Source organism: Flavobacterium sp. (genome assembly GCF_031537875.1).
Classification (GTDB): domain Bacteria; phylum Bacteroidota; class Bacteroidia; order Flavobacteriales; family Flavobacteriaceae; genus Flavobacterium.
In genome coordinates this window covers 191,301-213,990 of sequence record NZ_JAVKNB010000011.1, presented here as the reverse complement: position 1 = coordinate 213,990, position 22,690 = coordinate 191,301, and the positions used below count along the sequence as shown (strand labels likewise).

At 34.1% G+C, this 22,690-nt stretch carries 13 protein-coding genes; all 13 read right to left on the bottom strand.

The window, feature by feature from the left end:
- Positions 1-23 precede the first annotated feature (23 nt).
- The 13 genes from ruvA to RMR09_RS08140 all read right to left on the bottom strand — a co-directional run bounded on the left by ruvA (position 24) and on the right by RMR09_RS08140 (position 22,676).
- Positions 24-605: a Holliday junction branch migration protein RuvA gene (gene ruvA, locus RMR09_RS08200; protein WP_310595312.1), complete on the bottom strand. Its 582-nt coding sequence runs from the start codon at positions 603-605 to the stop codon at positions 24-26.
- Between the two features lie 32 nt (positions 606-637).
- Positions 638-2,914, bottom strand: coding sequence for an NADP-dependent malic enzyme (locus tag RMR09_RS08195; protein WP_310595311.1), 2,277 nt, complete (start codon positions 2,912-2,914; stop codon positions 638-640).
- Positions 2,915-3,071: 157 nt separating this feature from the next.
- On the bottom strand, positions 3,072-3,497 hold the full coding sequence (locus RMR09_RS08190) for a CBS domain-containing protein (protein WP_310595310.1): 426 nt from the start codon (positions 3,495-3,497) through the stop codon (positions 3,072-3,074).
- A 60-nt stretch (positions 3,498-3,557) separates the two neighbouring features.
- On the bottom strand, positions 3,558-5,417 hold the full coding sequence (locus tag RMR09_RS08185; RefSeq protein ID WP_310595309.1) for a trehalase family glycosidase: 1,860 nt from the start codon (positions 5,415-5,417) through the stop codon (positions 3,558-3,560).
- Positions 5,401-6,627, bottom strand: a complete 1,227-nt coding sequence (locus RMR09_RS08180) for an MFS transporter (RefSeq protein ID WP_310595308.1) — start codon at positions 6,625-6,627, stop codon at positions 5,401-5,403. Before RMR09_RS08180 ends, RMR09_RS08185 begins: the two co-directional genes overlap by 17 nt.
- Positions 6,628-6,670: 43 nt before the next feature.
- The gene (locus RMR09_RS08175) at positions 6,671-7,609 is read right to left on the bottom strand and encodes a PfkB family carbohydrate kinase (protein WP_310595307.1); all 939 of its coding nucleotides are present in this window, start codon (positions 7,607-7,609) and stop codon (positions 6,671-6,673) included.
- Positions 7,610-7,652: 43 nt separating this feature from the next.
- Positions 7,653-8,954 carry an MFS transporter gene (locus RMR09_RS08170; protein WP_310595306.1) on the bottom strand — a complete coding sequence of 434 codons (1,302 nt, stop codon included), beginning with the start codon at positions 8,952-8,954 and terminating at the stop codon, positions 7,653-7,655.
- Positions 8,955-9,089: 135 nt separating this feature from the next.
- Entirely contained in the window at positions 9,090-10,001 is a 912-nt protein-coding gene (locus RMR09_RS08165) for a GyrI-like domain-containing protein (protein WP_310595305.1), read from the bottom strand.
- 14 nt (positions 10,002-10,015) lie between these two features.
- The gene (locus tag RMR09_RS08160) at positions 10,016-11,374 is read right to left on the bottom strand and encodes a vanadium-dependent haloperoxidase (protein WP_310595304.1); all 1,359 of its coding nucleotides are present in this window, start codon (positions 11,372-11,374) and stop codon (positions 10,016-10,018) included.
- A gap of 16 nt (positions 11,375-11,390) precedes the next feature.
- Positions 11,391-14,648 carry a VCBS repeat-containing protein gene (locus RMR09_RS08155; protein WP_310595303.1) on the bottom strand — a complete coding sequence of 1,086 codons (3,258 nt, stop codon included), beginning with the start codon at positions 14,646-14,648 and terminating at the stop codon, positions 11,391-11,393.
- Complete coding sequence (locus RMR09_RS08150; protein ID WP_409070961.1) at positions 14,641-17,943, bottom strand: VCBS repeat-containing protein; 3,303 nt, start codon at positions 17,941-17,943, stop codon at positions 14,641-14,643. The genes RMR09_RS08155 and RMR09_RS08150 overlap by 8 nt, the downstream gene beginning before the upstream one ends.
- 195 nt (positions 17,944-18,138) lie before the next feature.
- The gene (locus RMR09_RS08145) at positions 18,139-19,689 is read right to left on the bottom strand and encodes a RagB/SusD family nutrient uptake outer membrane protein (RefSeq protein ID WP_310595301.1); all 1,551 of its coding nucleotides are present in this window, start codon (positions 19,687-19,689) and stop codon (positions 18,139-18,141) included.
- An 11-nt stretch (positions 19,690-19,700) separates the two neighbouring features.
- Complete coding sequence (locus RMR09_RS08140) at positions 19,701-22,676, bottom strand: SusC/RagA family TonB-linked outer membrane protein (RefSeq protein WP_310595300.1); 2,976 nt, start codon at positions 22,674-22,676, stop codon at positions 19,701-19,703.
- Positions 22,677-22,690: the final 14 nt, after the last annotated feature.

Sequence of the window (22,690 nt, the reverse complement as noted above, 5' to 3'; positions counted from 1 at the left end):
AAATTCAACGTTTCTTTATGCAATTACAAACTCTTTAATGCTTTTTTGATAATCGATTCCACAGAGGCATCTGGTTCTTCTTTGATTATTTTTTCGACTACTTTTTCTGAAGCTTTGCGAACAAAACCTAATACCTCCAAAGCAGATAACGCTTCATCTCGATTTGTATTGTTCTGTACCATCGAAACTTCATCTAAATCATACAATTTGATGACTTTGTCTTTTAAATCTAGTATGACTCTCTGAGCGGTTTTATTTCCGATTCCTTTAATTGACTGAACCGTTCCTACATCGCCTGAAGCAATCGCCTGAATAATTTGTTTCGGTTCTAAAGAGGACAACATGGTTCTAGCAATACTTGCTCCAATTCCTGAAACAGACAAAAGCATTTTAAAAATTTCTCTTTCTGATTTTTCAAAAAAGCCAAACAAAGAATGGGAATCTTCTTTAACTTGAAGATATGTAAATAATTTAATTTGGTCTGAATTGGGAAGTAATGAATAGGTATGTAATGAAATATTAATATGGTACCCAACACCACCGCAATCAATTACAACTTCGGTGGGTGTCTTCTCTACTAATTTTCCTTGAATATGTGCTATCATAATTATGTGGGGGATAAACTATTATCGTATATTTAATTGTTTTTTTCTTTTTCTTGAGCATCAATTACTGCAATCGCAGCCATATTGACCATCTCTTCTACGCTTGCTCCCAATTGAAAAATATGAACTGGTTTTCCCATTCCTAACATGATAGGTCCAATAGATTCCACATTATTCAATTCTTTCAATAATTTATAGGTAATATTTGCAGACTCTAAGTTGGGAAAAATTAGGGTGTTCACTTTTTTACCCGCTAATTTAGAAAACGGAAATTTTTTCTCTAGCATGTCTTGATTTAAAGCAAAATCAGCTTGAATTTCTCCATCTACAATCAATTCAGGATGATTTTTATGCAAATAAGCCACCGCTTCTCTCACTTTGGCAGCGCCTTCATTCGTTGAAGAACCAAAATTAGAAAATGAAACCATCGCAATTACAGGTTCAATACCAAACATTCTTGCTGTATTAGCCGTCATAATAGCAATTTTTGCTAAATCATCAGCAGAAGGATTAATATTGATAGCAGTATCTGATAAGAACATTGGCCCACGAGCCGTCATCATCATATTTGTTGTAGCTACTATAGAAACTCCTGGTGCTTTATCAATCAGTTGCAACATAGGCTTTACCACTGAAGGATAACTTCTTGAATGCCCAGAAACCAAAGCATCGGCTTCTCCCTCATTGACCATCATTGCTGCGAAATAATTTCTTTCTCGCATCAATTTTTGAGCATCTAGCAACGAAATTCCTCTTCTTTGTCTTGTTTTCCAATAGGCATTTGCAAATCGGTTTCTTCTGTCTTCTTCCTCTGCAATTTTAGTATCAATAATGGTAACATCAGCAACAAAACCTATTTCTTCTTTTAACTCTAAAATTACTTCTTTGTCTCCTAGGAGGATTGGAAAACCAATTCCTTCTTCAAATACAATTTGAGCTGCCTTCAAAACATCTAAATGATCTGCTTCAGCAAAAACAATTCGTTTCGGGTCTCTTTTAGCTCTATTGGTAATCAAACGAACCATTTTATTGTCATTTCCTAAACGTTCAAGAAGTGCTTCTTCGTATTCGTTCCAATCCGTAATTGGATTTAATGCCACTCCCGAATCCATGGCTGCTTTAGCCACAGCAGGTGCCACTACAGTAATCAATCTTGGGTCAAACGGAGAAGGAATAATATACTCTCTACCAAAAGTTAATTTGGTCACCCCATAAGCAATGTTTACTTGCTCTGGAACATTTTCTTTTGCTAATGCTGCCAAAGCTCTTACCGCTGCCATTTTCATCGCCTCGTTAATTTTGGTAGCACGAACGTCTAATGCACCTCTAAAAATGTATGGGAATCCAAGTACATTATTCACTTGATTAGGAAAATCAGATCTTCCCGTAGCCATAATAACATCTTTTCGAGTAGCAACCGCTAAGTTGTAATCAATTTCAGGTATCGGATTGGCCATGGCAAACACAATAGGATTGTCGGCCATTGTCAATAACATCTCTGGCGACATAATATCTCCAGAAGATAAGCCTAAGAAAATATCCGCACCAACTAAGGCTTCCGCCAAAGTCATTTGTGGCATATCCTTAGCATATTTTTGTTGTAATGGCGATAGCGATGGATTGTCTTTAGTTAACAATCCTTTACTATTAAACATTACTATGTTTTCTAATTTAACTCCCAATAAAATATATAAATCGGCACAAGCCAAAGCGGCAGAACCAGCTCCAGAGACAACCATCTTCATGTCCTCGGCTTTTTTACCCGCTAATTCCAACGCATTTAAAAGTGCCGCCGAAGAAATAATGGCAGTCCCGTGTTGGTCATCATGCATTACCGGAATATTCAATTCATCTACCAAGCGACGCTCGATTTCAAACGACTCAGGAGCTTTGATATCTTCTAGATTGATTCCTCCAAAAGTTGGCGCGATATTTTTAACCGTTTGAATAAATTCTTCGACATTTTTGGTATCTACCTCAATGTCAAAAACATCAATTCCTGCGAAAATTTTGAACAACAATCCTTTTCCTTCCATTACTGGTTTGGATGCTTCTGGTCCAATATCACCTAATCCTAAAACGGCAGTACCATTAGAGATTACGGCAACTAAATTTCCTTTTGTAGTATATTTATAAACGTCATTAACGTCTTTTGCAATTTCTAAACAAGGCTCAGCAACTCCAGGAGAATAAGCTAAAGACAAATCTCTTTGTGTAGCATATTTTTTAGTTGGAAGTACTTGAATTTTACCTGGCTGGGGTTTTGAATGATATAATAAAGCCTCACTTTTTTTATTATTTTTATCCATTTTTGTTATATTTTTTCTGACTGACAAAGATAGGACTATTGAATTAAAAAGGAGTATTTAAGTCAATTCTTTTACAGAAAAGAGTCCTGTTTTTGAATAATAGTTAAAAAAAACAGCCGCAATAAATTGCAGCTGTCCGACTAATTATTCTAATTTTTTACTGTGTGATATACGAATTCAAATGATTGATTGTGTCTTTCTGAATTTCAATAATAGCCTTAACTACATCACTAATGGATATAATACCTACTACTATATTATTTTCTACAACGGGAAGGTGACGAATTTTTTTAGTGTTCATCAATTCCATACAATAGTCTAAATTATCTGATGGTTTAATACAAATCACTTCGCTAACCATAATCTCTTTGACCAAAGCATCCTTTGATGATTTATCTTTCAACACAATTTTACGAGCATAATCTCTTTCTGAAAGAATTCCCTTTAAAACAGTGTCTTCAATTACAAGTATTGCCCCAATGTTTTTTTCACTCATTACAGTCAAAGCTTCATAAACTGTATTGGTAGATAGCACAGAATATACTTCTTTGCCTTTTGTACTTAAGATTTGGTTTACAGTCATAACAAATTATTTTAGTGAACTATAAAGTTAAAAAAATATTTGTTCAAATTACAAATCAGTTTATTTCTTTCTAGAAAATAATTTTTCAGGGTGAACCAATTGATTCAATTGTAACTTTAAATCCACTCGCAACAACTGCATTCCTAGCTGAAATGAAGCATTCATCCAACCAAAACCTTCTCTTGTGATGTACTCAAAATCGGTTCCTTGATTACCATATTCAGCAAATACTTTGTGAGAAGCAATTTCGACATCGTATTTTTCTGGTACTGTTCCATTATAATCACAGGCATTTTTGGTAATCATCCACAACCAACGATAAACTAATTCCTGTGCCAAATCATGGTACCCATAATTCTCTAGACCTTGCCAAATAATCATTTGGTGAGGAGCCCAGCCATTTGGAAAATCCCATTGACGTTTCATTTGATCACCCCCTATTTGCGCCAAGGCTTCGGGAGCACAACCCGCAATACCTCCATCAAAAATTAATTTTGGAAGTTCGTGTTGCACCATTTTTTGCGCTTGTTCTGGCGAAGCAATTTTTGCCCAAAGCGGAAAAAAGCTAGTGGCTGACAAAAATAAATGTTGCGATTTTGTTTCAATATTATAATCAAAATAACAATGATGTTCCTCGTTCCAAAGCAACTGATTTATCAATTCTTTGCGAGTAGCCGCTTTTTCTATCCAATATTCTTGGTTGTATTTTTTTTGATTGTATTCAAACTCATTATTAAAATGAGTAATGATAATCTGGGCAAAATCGGTTTCATATTTGTACAACATCGCATTCAATTCTACGACATTGAGAGAAGCACAGATGCCTTCTAAACGGTAACTGGTGTCATGACCACTTTCTCTCACGCTTCGATCATGAACAAAATAAGCGTCTAATTCTGGGTTTTGTATTTTTCTTTGGTAATACCCTCTTTCGTAGTCGGAAATGGTCATTTGTAAAGCATCTGCATAGGGTTTCAGAATATCATCATAATGACCTTCTTCAGTTTCAGGAGGCAATCCTATCCCTTCTGCAAAATAGCGATTAAGTCCATTTGAAGTCAACCGTTTATTGGTTTGCATCCATACCGTTTCGTATTCTTTAATAGCAATACTTATATTTTCTTTAAGCCAATCCAACTCTTTAACTGGCATGGCATTAAATACTTCTAGCACCATACTAGAGAAAAAAGGAGGTTGGGTGCGAGTTAAATAATACGATCTATTGGCATTTAAAATTTTACCATAATGTTGGATTTGGTAAGCGAAATTTTCGACCATGCTTTTGGCTAATTCTATTTTGCCATCAATTAACAGTCCGATATTTTCAAAATAACTATCCCAGCCGTACATTTCGTTGAATCTTCCTCCTGGTACTACAAATGGTTTTCCTACTAGTTTGCCTGATTTTTCTACTAATTTTAATGAGAGAACCCCTCCTTGATCATTGATTCCACTTACATATTCTGGCGTGATTTTTTCAGGAAGTTGTACTACTTTAAATTGGTATTTTTGAGCCAATTGAGTGTAAAAATCAAAAGCAACTGGATCTGTAAACGGGACATAAATAATAGGATCTCCTGATTTAGATTTTACATCAGTCAAGACATTTTTTAGTCCGTCTTCGTCCATAGTCCTCGTCAATCCTTCCCAAAAATAATCTTTAATTACTCTTGACAATCTATTGGCTGGTAACTCAAAAATTTTATCCGTCTCAATAAAATCAACGCCACTCTCTTTAGCTAAAATTAGTTCTTGCAAAAGATTAGACAACGCATACGTCCCTTCAACAACAACATTTTTACCATCAATAACAAATACTTTAGAGCCTTTATCTTCAATGGTAATTCGTTTGTCTTGATCCGTATCTTCTTGTAAAAGAAGTTGATTTAAGGTTTGATTAATATCAAGATGTAACTTCATTTTTGGTGGTTAATTTTTTCAATATAAAAAAGGAAACTAATAATAATGCCATCGGAATTAACGTGTAATAAAATGCGTTTTCAGGGCCTTCGTTTTTAAATAAATAACCAATTATTCGAGAACCTAAAGTACCTCCTAAAGCAGAGAAAACAACAATCAATCCGGTCATTGCACTATGTAACTTTTTAGGCAAAGCACTCAAAACTACCGAATTTAACAACGGGTATATAGGCGCTATAAAAAGCCCTACTAATGGAAAGGCAAATCCTATCAAAGGAATGTCAGTTAATGTATTAATTTCTTGCACTTGCAATCCGACTGTTTTTGGCAGTACAAAAACCACTACTAGCATTGCCAAGATGATACAAAAACTAAGTACCCAAATCCAATTGATTTTTTTGGTAATAATTCCCGCTAGTATTCGACCCACAGCCAAGCTAATCGCTAAAATACTTGCCATCATAATACTAATGTTCTCAGGGAGATGGAGCACTTTACTATTAAAAGTAGGTAGCCAAGACATGATTCCTTGTTCTATCATGACAAATAAAAAGGCGCTAATTACAAATACAATGGTTAACAATTTAGCAAACAAAGCAAACATTTGAGCAAAGTCATCGGCTAGATTTACTCCAGCAATTTCTTTTGATTCTTCAAATGGAGTAAAAAACAAAAAGCTAAAGGATACTAAAGTTAATCCCGCTAACAACCAATATACATTTAACCAAGAATCGGGGTTACTATCTGAATTAAAAGCAGGGAATAAAAAATAAGCCAAAGCAATGCCTATCATAAAAACTCCTTCAATGCTACTCATTAAACTATTATGTTCTTGTTGACTTTCAGTAACCGTTCCAATAAGCGAGTAAACCGAAACTTTGATTAAGGCAAACGAAACCCCTACCGTAGCAAATAAAATCTTAGCTGCATTAAACGAATTGCCAAAATACATACTTAAACAAGCTATAGCAACTAAGCCTAAACCGATAAGCATGGCTTTTTTATACCCAATTCGGGGCAAAAAAGAAGCTACTAAAAAAGAAACAATCGCAATAGGCAAATCTTTAAAAGCTTCTAGAATACTTGCTTGCAACTCATCTACACCGTAATTCGCCTGTGATTTAAGAATCACAATTCCTACACTGTTGAGCAAAATGGCAAAAACAAAGTAGTTCAAATACATCGCAATTTTGACCGCTCCTTTTTTCATACTTATTAAATTTAAGATTGATCAAAATCAATCGGATTAAACATTAATTCTCTGCCCCTAAATATTCCTGAATATTAATTCCTTCAGGCAATCTCCCTACATTTTGTAATTTTAAAACAGCTAATTTTTGAGCAATCGTAATTGTTTGTTCAAAATCTTTTCCTAACAAACGGGCATATAAAAATCCTGTCCAAAAAGCATCTCCGGCTCCTGTTGTATCTTTTATATCATCAATTCGAGTGGCTTGTTGATGAAACATTCCATATTCTTTATCAGATAAAACGACTCCATCTTTTCCTTTGGTCAAACAAATGGTTGAAGCACCTAGTTCATGGAAGTAGTCAAATATATAATCTTCTGTTTTAGAAGCTGCAAAAAGTCGGTAACAATCGTCTTCACTTAATTTCACTAAAGGATTAGTTGATAAATACTCTCTCAGTACTTGCTTAGCCTCTTCTCTGTCAGGCCAAATGCGTTCTGAAAAGTTGATATCAATACTCGTTTGTAATCCTAAGGCTTTCGCTTTTTTAGCACTTTCTACAATGGTAGTTCGCGCTGGATTTTTACTCAATGCAAAACAAGTGGTGTGAAAAATTTTAGCGCTTTCTAATAATTCATCCGGAATTTGAGAAGGTAAAATTTGATAATCCGCTTCTCTATATGGAATAAAATCAGGTGTCCCTGTTGATTTAGAAACAAAAATTACCGAAGTTGGTTCTGTTTCAGACTTTCTAACTTGAGAGGTAATTACGTGATTGTCTTTTAACTTTCTTACGATATATTCGCCCAAACCATCTTCTCCACAAGTGGCCACAATTACCGATTTCAATCCTAAACGAGTGGCATTTACAGCTATATTTGTTGGAGATCCACCTAGAAAACGGTGGTAATCTTTGGTTCTATTAATTGATGTATTTACTTCATGGCCTATAAAATCGATAAGCACTTCTCCTGCACATATAAGGTCTACTGTTTTTTCCAATTGAGACTAAAAATTTAAAATTTGTATTGTATTTTGTTTTGGTTTAATGAGATACTTTCTTTGTCTTAATCAATAGCGTACAAAAAGTACCTATTAATAATAATGCACCTGCAAAAGTGATGGCTAATCGTGGATCATTATTTAAGAAATTTTTCAAGATATAACCAAATGTCAAGTTTTGAATAATCATAGGAATTACAATCATCATATTAATAATTCCCATATAAACACCATAACGTTCTTTTGGAATATCAGCTACTACCATTAAATACGGGATACCCATCATACTGGCCCAACCGATTCCAAAACCAGTAATAGCAACAAATAACAGGTATTTATTGGCTATGTGTGGAAATGCTAAAAAGCCTAAAGCAGCTAATAACAAACAAAAAGCATGTACATTTTTAGGGCTAAATTTCTTAGCAAAACCAACTAAAGCGAAAGCGATTAAGAACGTTACAATATTATACCAACCATTAACCAATCCTGTCCAACCCACAGCTGTTTCATAAGCAGCCGGATTACTATCTGGTGTAGCATTCCAAACAGACAGCGCAATACTTTTTGATGAATTTTGCCAATAACAAAAAAGCGCATACCATTGAAATAAATACACCAATGCCAGTTGCCACATCACTTTTGGCATTTCGCCAATAGCACCAAAAATCTCAACTATCGGTTCGATAATCCCACCTTTTTTAGCTCTCATAACTGCTAATTCTTCTTCTGTTGGCGGAATTTCGGGTGTTGTTTTCATACTCCACCAAATGGTTCCAATAGAACAAACCGACCCTAAAAAGAATGAGGCATAAATCCAAGTAGGCAACGAACCTGTTTTACCAATAAAAATTAATGGAAATATAAACAAAGATAAATTAGCCAGTGTTTGTCCAAACCCCGTAAAGAAACTCTGCATTTGAAAACCTACAGGTTGCTGATCAGCATCTAATTTATCAGCAACAAAGGCTCTATAAGGCTCCATAGCGGTATTATTCCCTGCATCTAAAATCCAAAGTAAACCAGCTGCCATCCATAATGAACTACTAAATGGGAACAACAACAATGCAATACTACACAACAAAGCTCCTACAAAAAAATAGGGCTTACGTCTTCCCCAACGAGGATGCCAAGTGTTATCACTCATAGCTCCAATAAGGGGTTGTATCAAAAGACCCGTTACAGGTCCTGCTAAATTTAGTAATGGAATTTGATCTGGACTAGCGTGTAAAAAATCATAAATGGGATTTACAGCACTTTGCTGCAAACCGAAACTGTATTGGATACCAAAAAATCCAACATTCATGTTCCAGATTTGCCAAAAATTTAATTTTAATTTCGCACTCATTGGGTTTAGTTTATTTGGTTAGCACATAAAAGTAGTCGTAAAATAACAATCTAAAACCCTATTCAACCAAAAAACGTTTTCGTATGAGGCGAAAACGTTTTCGGGTTGTGTACTTTATCTAAGAAAAAACAATGTTTATTTTGAAGCGAAAGGGATGATGATTTTAGTTTCCCATTCTAATTCGTTTCCTCCATTGAAAGGATTAGCTAGAAAATTTTCAAGCACTTTATTTTCTAGCTCAATATCATTTCTTTTAGCATAATCCAATAACGCAAACCAAGCACGATCAGAGGTCCTGAAATTTCCGTAATACGTTGCTTTCAATCCTTTCATTGCGGGAATTACTTTGAATTTCACATTAGGATCAGCCACTTGAGTTGCATTTTTAGAAACGGGAAAACAATAGTTGAATGTTAATGTTTCTTTATCTCTATCCCAATTGGTAATTTCAACATAAGGATGTCCAATAATTTTAATGCTGTTTTTTTGTAAATAACCCGTAATAATGTTATCACTAGCAATCATTTTTTGTGCTTTTTCAGACATAATACTTGTTAAAGTTATATAAGCTACAAATTCTGATTTGGAAGCTCCTTCTCCTTCAATCTTAACCTTAAACGCTTTCAAATGTTGATCAAGACCATTTTTAAAATCGGTTACTTTAGCAATCTGTTCTTTTTTAAAAGGAGTGTCAATAAAAGGAGCTGTTATACGATTATACAGGCTATGACCTAATTCCTTAACACCAATATTTACTTGGGAAATCGAATCATTTAAAGAAATAATTTCGCAATTGTAGTCTATTTTATGATTCCCTCTAGACAACTCCAATTGTAAAAATTCATATCCTTTTTTTTCTAAAACAGTTGCTAGTTCCTTACCCGCTTTATTCTGATTAGTTGCCCATTCTTGAATACCTTGCGATATAGTACCTGTAGCAGCTTTAGCCTTAAACGAAATTATATAATCCGATTGTTTAATTAAAAAATACCAGCCAAAGAAAGCGATTAAAATTGCACTAATTGACCATTTAATTTTAGTATTCATTGTATAGATTTGATTTATTTAGATTTAAAAAAATTAATTTTACCGTTAATATAATTCCCAAGATTAGTTCCTTGAACTACGCCGTTTTCTATAGCAGCTCTATAATGAATTCCGCCATACAATCTACTGATTGAAGCTTCTGAAGCTGCTTGTTTGAATGATTTGAAATTTCTTTTTGGCAACCCAAACGGGATTTCAGAATCATCTGTATAGCTAAAATTATCTCCAAAAATAGAAGTTAGGATAACCGACGAACAAGAGGAAGCAACAGAGTGACCACTTGTGTACTCTGGAAAAGGAGGTGTTTGTAATTGTGGTTTCCAATTTTCATCGATGTACAAATTAATATAGGTTTCAGGACGAATCACGTTCGTTCTGTACTTTTCATGCCAACAACTGATAAAACTTTCAAATATACCGATTGATGTTTTGGTAAAAGCAAAAACCGTTGTTTCAAAATCTGATTTCGTTTTTTTCAGAGCAATCTTAGTAATATTAATCCAATGCGCATCGGGTGAATTTTTCTTTTTGGCAAACATCATGTGACCTTGTGTTACTGTTGCATAGGGATTACAATCCCAAAAAGTGGCAATGGCTGATTCTTCTGGAATTACAGTTGTTTTAGTATTTTCCATCTCAATCAATTTTTTAGAAATCATATTACCAACATCATACGTTTCTTTAGCTTCTTTATAAAATAAAGAGTTTTTATCTGTTGAAAACGGATGCGGTGCTTTGGGTTTAAACTGTGAGGCCGAGTCCATCACTAAAGTTCTGATTTCCCCCCAATGTGGTTCTACCCCGTCCATATAAGCTGGAGGTGTTGGTTGCCATCTTCCAGGTTGATCGGTATGAACAGAAAACTTAGGATAAGTTCGAGTTTGTTTGTAATTATCTTTACCCATCCACGCTTTTATTCTATCTACAACTTTTAATGCATATTCTTTAGAAACATCAAATTCCTTTTGGTTTTCGTTACTCCATTTTTTATACAAACTATCTCTATATTTTTCCAAAGCTTCTTCTGAAAAAACCAATTGTTTACTTACTTCCATTTGAGCAATCAATGCTGCTAATTTTTGATTAACACCACTTTTAGCATCTAAAACCGGGATAGAATCTAAACCTTTCAATTGTCCTTGCAGGCTTTTGTATTTAGGACTATTTTGAGCTATAATTTCATAAGCCGCAATATTTGGATACGCATAAATTCTACTCGCTACTGGAGGCGAAAAAATATCATGCACCATAATTCCTGTTACAGTGTCGACTGCCGCACAATAATCATCAGTAGTTACCACAATAGGTTGGTCTTTTTTACATGAAGAAAAAAGAACTACCATCAATCCTAAAAGATAAATTTTAGTTTTCATTTTAATTATTTGATTTTTAATTTTTAGACATTGGAAGTTCATACACTTCCGCTTTTTTATTATTGATAGTAACCAAAAGATATTTTTTACTATTCAAAATAATAATATCTAAATGTCTTACCGCTTTTTGTGTCAAATCAATTCCAATTTGATTTCCTAAATAAATTGTTTTTTGGTCTTTAATCAAAGCTCCTGAAAAACCATCAAATCGACTATGGTACGGGCTTACTCCAAAATAATTTCCTGCTGCAAAAACTTCTTCTTTTCCATCACCATCAAAATCGTTTTTTACAAAACTAGTAATTGGGCTCACTTGCATTTTATTAGAAAATGGAACAAACGTAAATTTCCCTTTATCGTTTCTTAAATAACCCGATTTCAAATTATGCACTTCAAATAAAGCTGCTTTTTCTAACATTTTTGGATCAAAAATTTCTTCTAATGTTTTTCCTGCAAATGATTTATAAGAATTGAATTTTTTCTTCAACATTCCACTAAATTCTTCCGCTAATTCATCTAATCCCATTGTGGGATAATAGTCCCCGTTTTTTTCGATAGCAACTATCGTTTCAAATGTTCCATTAGTATCAAAATCATCATAATACATTTTCATAGGAAATTCTTGGGACGATTTGAATTTTGAATTCAATCCCCAATTACCAACTAAGTAATCTTGATCACCGTCATGGTCAATATCAAAAGAGGTAATAGCTTGCCATAATCCATTTTGATTTCCTGGCAACACGCTTTCTGTAACTTCTTTGAAATTTCCTTTACTATTGGCAAAAAATCTAGGTTTCATCCATTCTCCAACTACAATCAAATCTTGACTACCATCTTTATTAAAATCGGTTACCACTGCATCGGTCACCATACCTATTGCAGCAAAAGTTTTTGTTTGAACCAAGCTAAAAACTCCATTATTGTTGTTCAACAAATAACAATCTGGCATTCTTCCAAAACTATTTGATTTAGAATTATTACCAATAAATAAATCTAAATCGCCATCATTATCATAATCAATTGTTTTAATAACCGAAGCATTCATTGCATTCGTATTTGGGAAAACACTTTTAGTTAGCCCATTTCCTAAATACAATCTATGAACCAAATCAGCTGCATATTGTCCGCTTCCAGAAGCTACAACTAAATCATTCTGGTGATCACCATTGAAATCGGCTATCACTGCAGAAGCGTCTTCGTATATAGAATCCGAAACTATCGAAGGGAAAACCTTTTTTGAAAATCCATTCCCATTTTGAAGGTAAATTGCGGCTTGTTTTCCTTGTGCTCCACCAAAGAAAATATCACTTTTCCCATCATTGTTCAAATCTCCAACAACTGTAGCTGGTCCTCTATCGGAACGCTGGTACGGAATTAATTTTTGAGCGGTAAAATCAACAAAGTCATTTTCTTGATGTATAAAATCAATCCCTAAATTAGTCCCGGATTTTTTAAAAATCGGTACTACCCCAGGATGCAATTTTGCATAATTAAATGATCTACGATTCTTAGCCGACTGAATTGTAAGTGTTTGATTCGTTTTTACATTTTTAATTGTCTGATACGTTTTATCTGGCCAAATAATTTGAACCGAATCTACTTGACTCGTTTTTCCATACCCAAAATGAATAATCGGTTCTGAACTGGATTGAAAGCCACGAGTAGTTTGAATTTCTTTGTATTGTTTTTTCCCTTTTACATACGAAATCACTTTACTGCCTATTCCGAAAGTATTTTTACCCCCAAAGCGTAATTTTAATTTTAAATAATTGGCTTTTTCATTTGTTTTATTGATATAAATAGAGGCAACACTATTTAAATTATTAGTTACTACGTCTAAATCACCATCATTGTCCAAATCTGCATAAGCCCCACCATTAGAAATAATAGAATCATTTTCTATCCAATCATTCGATCTGTTTTTAAATTTCAAATCCTTACCTCCTTGAAATACATAGTTGGAAACATTCCCTTTTGGCATCTTTTTCAAAGCCTGTTTGTCTAATAATTTCGTAGTGGTAATTTTAGTTTTAATATTTTCATTAGAATAGTATTTCACATAATCCAAATCATTAGGACGTTTTGGAATTCCATTACATACAAAAATATCTTGTTCTCCATCTTGGTCATAATCGGCAAACAAAGTGCTCCAACTCCAGTCTGTAGCAGCCACTCCGCTTAACAAAGCTACTTCAGTAAAATGCTTTCCATCTTGATTAATTTGCAGCATGTTTCGTGTATATTGATAATGGTACCCTAATTTTTCTGTTCGGTATTTTAACATTTGAGGGTTGTCATCACCTGCAGAAGATTTTAAAACAGTTTCATTTTCAGGAAGCATATCTAGCGTCATTAAATCAGGAAAACCATCATGATTAATATCCGCGGCATCAACTCCCATTGAGAATCTGCTAGTGTGACCGAAATAATTTCTCATACTCTCTGTAAAAGTGCCATCTCCGTTATTCAAATAATAATAATCATCTTCATGAAAATCATTACACACATAAATATCCGGATTCCCATCTAGATTAAAATCAGAAACTGCTATTCCTAAACCGTATCCATTGGCTCCACCAAAAATTCCTGCCTTTTCACTAACGTCAACAAAATGTCCGTTATTATTTTGGAATAATTTGTCCCCACATTCATAGCTTCTTTTATTTCGAATATCTGCTTTACCAAAAGATGACTCTGAATGCACCGCATGATTTAATAAGTACATATCCAAATCACCATCATTATCATAATCTAAGAATGCTGCTGATGTACTGTAGTTATCAATATCCAAACCATATTCTGAAGCACTCTCTGTAAACGTATTGTTTTTATTATTAATATATAACTCATTGTGGCCTTCGAAACCATTAATACCTACCACAGCGCAAACATAGATATCAAGGTATCCATCTCCATTTACATCAGCCATAATCGAACCGGTTTGCCAATCACTTTCGCCTTCTACTCCAGCCTTAACAGAAATATCTTCAAATTTGTTTCCTCCCTTGTTAAGATATAATTTGTTTTTTCCTTGATTGGATGTAAAATAAATATCGACTAATCCGTCATTATTAATATCTCCCAAAGCAACTCCTCCACCATTATAATAATAGAGATAATCCAAAATAGAAATGTTTTTTGACTCGTCTAGTTGATTCGAAAACTTCACATTACTAGCATCTGGCGATAGCTTTTCAAACAATTGATTCTCTTTCTTAGTACAACTAACAAAAAGCAATGATACTAAACCTATTTTAATAAAATTATTCATTGCTTGTAAATAGTTTTGGAGTATTATTATTGAGCACCGCTAAAATAGCTGTTGCATTATTTTTGTTCTTAATTATTCTCATCTTTTGCACTTCACCTGTAATAAAGAAACCAGAATTAGCATACGGTAACCAAGAATACTCTCCTTTTTTGTTTCCTAACAAAACACTTCCATGATTAGCATCTAATCGCCCAAACTGCGACTTAAATTCATATTGATTTCCACCAAGAATAATGTCTAAGATGCCATCTTTATTTACATCCATAACACAACTCGTATTTACAGTTGAAAACTGAACTTGATTTGGTAATGCCTTTATTTCAAACTGTCCATTCCCCTTATTAATAGCAACAATACTTTCTTGGATCACCGCTGTTTTTTGCAATGAATTAGTGATTATATCTTGAGCAAAAATCTCCTGTACTGATTTTTTTGCATAATCGCCATAACTCAAATTTTTCTTTTTAATAGATGGAATCTGTTTTGCCAATTCTTGCTTTAAATTAATTGGCATATCTCTTCCTTCGATAGAACGAGTTGAAATTTGTTCAATCGTTCCATTGCTATCAAAATCATTTACAAACAATTTCATAGGATTTTTAGCCGAAGCCTTATAGGACGTATTTGTACCTTTATTTCCTATAATAAAATCTTTTTTACCATCATTATTCAAATCGACACATTGTACGGAATTCCAAAATCCTGAAGAATTACTCAAATTCGATTTGAAAGCAGCCAAACGTCTTCCTGTATTTTTGAAAATTTGCGGTGCTATCCAATCACCTACAATAATTAAGTCTTTCTTATTGTCATTATCTATATCTTCCCAAACCGCATCGGTAATCATTCCTGTTGCATTCAATTTAAAAGCCTTTTTATCAATAACGTTGGTAAAATTACCTTTGCCGTCATTCTCTAATAACAAATGTTTTGGATCAATTCCATATATACCAGGAACACTTCTACTTCCAACAAATACATCAACATCTCCATCATTATCAAAATCATACGGTGCAATTACCGAAACATTAGTGTTTGCAGAAGGGATAACAGTAGTTGATTTTACAAATATTCCTTTACCGTTATTCAAATACAAACGATTCAAATAATTATCAGGGCTTGTTCTTTCATTGCCTCCTGAACCTACTAACAAATCCAAATCACCATCACTATCAGCATCAAAAAAACTAGCCGCAGTATCTTCAAAATTAGCATCGGTATCCAAGGCTTTTTGTGCCGTAACCGCAAAGTTATTATTGCCTTTATTTAGATAAATTTTACCTGATTGTCCTTTGGCTCCGCCAATAAAGACATCCTCGTTTCCGTCACCATTAATATCGCCAACTGCTAATGATGGGCCTTCTTGAGAAAGCATTTTAGAAATCAAACCTTCGTAATCAAAATCAATATAATCATTCTCTTTATGAGCTGCAAAATTTGATTTTACTTCTTTGAACAATGCTTTTGGCTGAGTTGTTTTAAAAACATAATCTGATGTTGCATCAGCAATCGATAAATTAATCGTGGTGTTTAAAGCTACTTTTTTAATTGTTTTTGATTTACCATTTGGCCAAATGACTTGTAAAGAATCTATTTTTTTATTCCCCAATCCAAAAGTCATCACATAATCAATAGAAGACTGAAAACCTCTTGACGGGATTAATTCTTGACGTATGGTCTCTTTACCAGAGTACAATTCTACTACACTACCCACAGCAAATTTATTTTGAGCAGTACCTTTCAATTTAACTTTAACAAAATGATTCGCTTTGTTTTTCTCCGAATTATTTCGATACACAAACGATTCCATGTTCACATTATTGACTACTAAATCCAAGTCACCATCATTATCCAAATCGCCGTAAGCCGCACCATTTGAAAAACTTGGGGTATCTAATCCCCAATTAGTAGCATTGTTTGTAAAAGTTAGATTATGATTATTTTTATAAGCATAATTAGGAATAGGCGTACTAGGCATCTTAGCAATAATCGTTTCTATTTCTTCTTTTTTTCCAGTAACAATCATTTTTTGCATTAATTCATTGGCAAAGAAGTCCATAAAATCTTGATTCGTTAAATCATGATAGATTCCGTTACACACGTAAATATCTTTATAGCCGTCATTATCCATGTCGAATAAAAGTGCACCCCAACTCCAATCGGTTTTGGCTACACCTGCATAATTAGCAATTTCAGTAAATCTAGTCCCATCGTTGATATGCAACGCATTAGCCATGTATTGATTAAAGAAATCCATATGTAATTTACGAGTCAATAGATCGTAATTATCAAAACTTGTGGTGGTTTTTAAACGTTCGTCACCTTCTGGTAACATGTCTGTTGTAAACACATCGGCTTTACCATCATTATTAATATCAGCCATATCAGCACCCATAGAAGATTGGCTAATATGTGTTGCCCATGTTTGAATTTGTTCTGAAAAAGTTCCGTTTTTATTATTGATATACAAATAATCTCTTTCGTAAAAATCATTTGAAATATAAATATCTGGATATAAATCTCCGTTCACATCTCCAACAGTAACCCCTAGACCAAAACCTATCAAACTTCCATAAATCCCTGCAGACTCACTAACATCAACAAATTTTCCATTGTCATTGCGCATCAGTTTATCTCCGCCTCCTTTTAAGATATCAGCGACATCCCAATCTTTATCTCTAAGTTCTCTTTTATTAGAATAGTTTAACGAACTCACAGGTATAAAACTATTATTCAAAATATAACAATCTAAATCACCATCTTTATCATAATCAAAAAAGGCAGCATGTGTAGTGATTCCAGTATCTGCTAAATTATATTCTGCTGCTTTCTCAGTAAAAGTGCTATTTCCATTATTAATATACAATTGACTTTTTCTAATCGCATCAATATTATTTCCAGCATCACAAACATAGATGTCTAAAAATCCATCTCCATTAATATCGACCATTACAACACCAGTTGACCAAGCCTTTTTGCCATTGACGCCTGATTTAGAAGTAATATCTTCAAATTTAAAATTTCCTTTATTCAAGTACAATTTATTCTCTCCAAGATTAGACGTAAAAAAAACATCGGCTAAGCCATCATTGTTAATATCGCCAATCGCTACCCCTCCACCATTGTAAAAATTACGGTATTTAAAAATATTCATATTCTTACCATTGGTAACCTCATTTTGGAAATCAATACCCGTTTGAGACGACTCTAATTTGGTAAATAAAGAATCTGAATTCCCTTTTGAACAACTTGCCAAGGCAACAGAAAGGAAGAAAAATAGAATACGTTTTAACATCATTACTAATGAATTAATTATAATAAATATATAGCGAGCAATTTATGGAATTTTCAGTATATAAAAAAATTAAAAACATCCTAAAATAGTGATATATAAACTAAAAAAAGAGCCTCAATAAGGCTCTTTATATATAAAAAATAAGGAGGGTAAAAATACCCTCCTTATAACTATTTAATCAAAAATCAAGAATAATTAGTATCCAGGATTTTGTTTCAAATTAGAGTTAAATAATGCATCCGCAGGAATTGGATACAATAAGTATTTAGCATCTGAAGCGTATGGTTTCAAAGCTCTAGCAGCTAAGAATTTTCCGTAACGAATTGCATCGTTTCTTCTCCATCCTTCCCACCATAACTCTCTACCTCTTTCAGCATAAATACCATCTAAAGTTGCAGCAGCAGCAGAAACTCCAGCTCTTGTAGCAAGGTTAGATAAAATAGTAGCTACTCCAGTACCTGTACCACCTCTAGTGATTGCTTCCGCTTTCATTAATAAAGCATCTGACAAACGCATCAAGATCAAATCATTATCTGGATTACTAAGGTTAGCCGCATCCGGAACATATTTAATACCACGTACCCCTGCTGTTTCAAGTGTAGCACCTGAAGTAATCAAAGTAATAGCAGAAGTAAAATTCAACGGATTATTGTTTCTGTCTTTCAATGCATTAGCAGGACTTACAGTTCCTAGTTTATACATTTGACCTTCTAAGAAACCAACACCTCTACCATTTGCATCAACAGTATAAGTATATCCAGGAACAGCAAAGTGTGCACGTTTATCTGCAGCATTGAAATTACTATAGTAATCAGCTACAGTAGCAAATCCATTCCATCCGTCTGGAGTTTGGTTGTAGTGATTACACATTCTCCATTTAGACTGCATTCCACCACCTGCTCCACCTTGAATATTTTTTGAAGACCAGATAATTTCGTTAGATGTATTGTTGTTTGGTTGGAAGTTATTCCAGTATCCCGTTCCAACAGTAGTATCTAAAGTATTAGTTAAAGCATCAACGTGTTGTACCACTTTAGTCATATCAGCAGCGTCAAAAGTGTAAGGTCCTGCAGGCGCAGTAGCTTTAAACACACCTTTGTTTAAGTATACTTTAGCTAACAAAAAGTGAGCCGCATCTTTATTAGCAATACTAGCATCATTAGCTGTTCTTGCAGGTAAAGAATTCACAATAGCTTCTAATTCAGTTATGATGAAATCAGTAGCCTCAGAACGAGACCATACTTTTGGATCATCTAATGAACTTGAACCAGCTGGTCTGTATGGTACTTGACCAAACAAATCGACTACATTATAGTAATACCAAGCACGTAAGAAACGAGCCTCTGCTACTTGAGCAGCAGTTCCTCCATTTTCAATTACCAAATTACATTTGTATACATTTGATAACAAAGAGTTCCATGCATTTTTAACCTCACCATGATCTGGAGCCCAAGTTTGTGTATGGATTTGTCTCCAAACTCCATTATCATCCCAGTCACCTCCACGAGTTGGTCCTACCATAGCGTCAGTAGACATTTCATTCAAAGCGTATACACCACCTTGACCATTAAAATCTCTTAACCCTTCATAAGCCGAAACTAAAGTTGCAGCAGTATTAATGGTACCTCCTCCAGAAGTATCATTGGAAACACCATCTAAGATTTTTTCATCTAAGTTAGTACATCCGATGCTAAAAGAAACTACACCTAAGTATAATAATCCTTTAATTATATTATTTCTTTTCATTGATATTAGTATTAAAAAGTTACATTAAGACCTAAAGCAAATGCTTTTGAACGTGGGTAAGATAAATAATCGATACCTGCAGATGGCACACCGTTAAGTGATTTATCTGTGTTCACCTCAGGATCAAAACCAGAATAGTTAGTAAATAACAATAAGTTTTGACCATTCACAAAGAAACGAGCTGATTTGATTTTCAATTTCTCTAAAGCAGTTCCAGAGAAAGTATAACCAACAGTTAAGTTACCCATTCTTAAGAAATCTCCTTTTTCTAAGTATTTAGTAGAAGGTGAGTTTGGATCTCCTTGAGCTTGAGCTGAAGTAGCAACACTAGCAGGAACGTTTCTTCCTCCTAGGAAAGCACCTTTGAAGAAATAAGCATTAGCTGTATTGTTATACAAATAATGACCAAAAGCTCCGTAGAATGAAACTGCAGCGTCAAAGTTTTTGTAAGTTACGTTAGTAGAGAAACCTAAGTTCATTTTTGGCAAACCAGTTTTTCCAACTAATTTTTTAGCAGCTAAACCTAAAGAAGCATCAGCTCCAGAAGCATCAGCATAGATAGAAGCACCGTTAGCATCATATCCTCTCCACTCATACATATAGTAGCTGTAGATTGGCTCGTTGTTTGTAACTACTTGAGCATATGCTCCAGATAAACCTTGTCCATGTAAAGCCCCTGCTTGGATAAATCCAGCGAAGTTTTCCATTTTGTTACTCAAGAATGAAGCGTTTGCAGAAACATCCCAAGTCAATTTATCAGAGTTGATGATTTTGTAGTTTGCACTTACCTCATACCCTTTGTTGATTAAGTTTCCTGGCAAGTTCACAAAACGAGGAGATGGTGGTCCTGGTTGAGTAGCTGCAGATGGTACTGGGAAAATTAAATCCTTAGTATTTCTTTGGAAATAATCAACAGTACCTGTTAATCTATTATTGAACAATCCGAAATCAACACCTACACCAGATGAAGTTGTAGTTTCCCATTTCAAATCTGCATTTGCGTTAGTATCCACATTTAATGAACCATTCAATCCATAAGATGCACGAGCAACAGCTGAGTTTACAGCAAATTCTTGGTTACCAGTAACACCATAGTTAGTTCTAACTTTTAAACTGTTAAGAATACCAGCTTTATCTTCAAAAACTTTATACCCAAGACCTACAGAAGGGAAAGAACCATATTTATTATTTTTTCCTAATTTAGTAGAACCGTCAGCACGTAAAGTAGCTGTTACTAATAATTTTTTGTATAAAGTAGCATTTACTCTTCCAAAGAATGATTGTAATTCTACTTGGTTTTTCCAAGAAGAAGCACGGTATTCGTTTTGCAAACCACCTTCGATATTATCGATTAAGTTCATTTGATTAGCATCAAATCCTTTTGCAGAAACATCGTTACCATTAGCGTTGTATTGGTAGTAAGAATAACCTGCTAAAGCATCGAATACGAAATTATCATTGAACGTTTTGTTGTAGTTCAAAGTATGTTCGAATGTTTTATTGAATTTTTCAATACCAGATATACCAGCTTGTCCAAATTTAGGAGTAGAAGATCCTGGAGGAGTAGCTTGAGCTACGTTTTGGATATCAATAGTTGGATCCAATTGGAACTTTCTAGTAGAAGTAGAAGTTTCAATACCAAATAAGAACTGGTAGTTCAAATTGTCATTGATTTTCAATGTAGATTTTACACTAGCTAATAATTTACTAGTATTTGCATAATCAGTATAAGCATTTGCTAACTGTACTGGGTTAATAAATGTATTACTAACTACATTGTAAGTACCATTAGTATTGTACAATTTATTTGTTGGATTCCAGTATAAAGCAGAACCAATTAAGTTACCAATATAACCTGCACTGTTAGAAATCAAAGCAGATTGATCTTTTAAACTTGAATAGTTTACTTTAGTATCAATTTTCAAAGCACCTCCAAAGAAATCATTTGAATTATTGAAAGAGAAAGTATATTTATCTAAACCAGTGTTTTTAACGACACCTTCTGTATTAGAAGCTCCGATAGACAAACGAGTAGATGAATTCTCAGTAGATTTAGTAAAAGCTACATCATGGTTAGTTGAGAATGCATTTCTTAAAATTGCATTTTCCCAGTTGTACCCTGATCCACCATTGTTAGCTCCTCCATTTGCAACAAATTCAGAAGAATTCATCATTTTCAAGTTACTAGCTAAAGAACTGAAAGTAAATGAATTTGAATAAGTTAATTGTGGTTCTTTTGATTTCGATTTTTTAGTAGTAATAACTACAACACCATTAGCTCCACGAGAACCATAGATTGCAGTAGAAGACGCATCTTTAAGAATTGTCATACTTTCGATATCGTTTTGGTTGATAAAGTTCAATGGATTTCTTGCAGAAGAACCTCCCAAACCAATATCACTTCCACCAGCAGTTACATCACCACCATCCAAAGGCACACCATCAACAACGATAAGTGGTCCATTTCCTGAACGAATAGATGAGTTACCACGGATTCTAATACTAGAACCTGCTCCTGGCTCACCACTTTGAGAAGTTACCTGTACACCAGATACTTTACCTCTTAGCAAGTCAGCTGGAGACGGAGCACCAACATTATCAAAGCTTTTAGAGCTTAATTGATCAACCGCACCAGTTGCATCTTTTTTCTTCACAGAACCGTAACCGATAACGACTACTTCTTTTAATTCTGCTGAATCTTCTTTTAAAGTAACTTTAATGTTACTTCTTCCTGCTACATTTACTTCTTGAGATTTAAGACCAATGTAACTAAAAACTAAAACTGCGTTTGAGCCAACATTCTTGATAGTAAATTTACCATCAAAATCTGTTTGCGCTCCTTTTGTCGTTCCTTTAACTAATACAGAAGCCCCTGGAAGAGGTCCGCTAGCATCGGATACGGTACCTGACACATCCTGTGAATATGTCAAACTTGTACATAGCATGGTTAAGAAAACCATCAAGCCTTTTAGTAGACTATTTTTCATACGTAATAAATAAG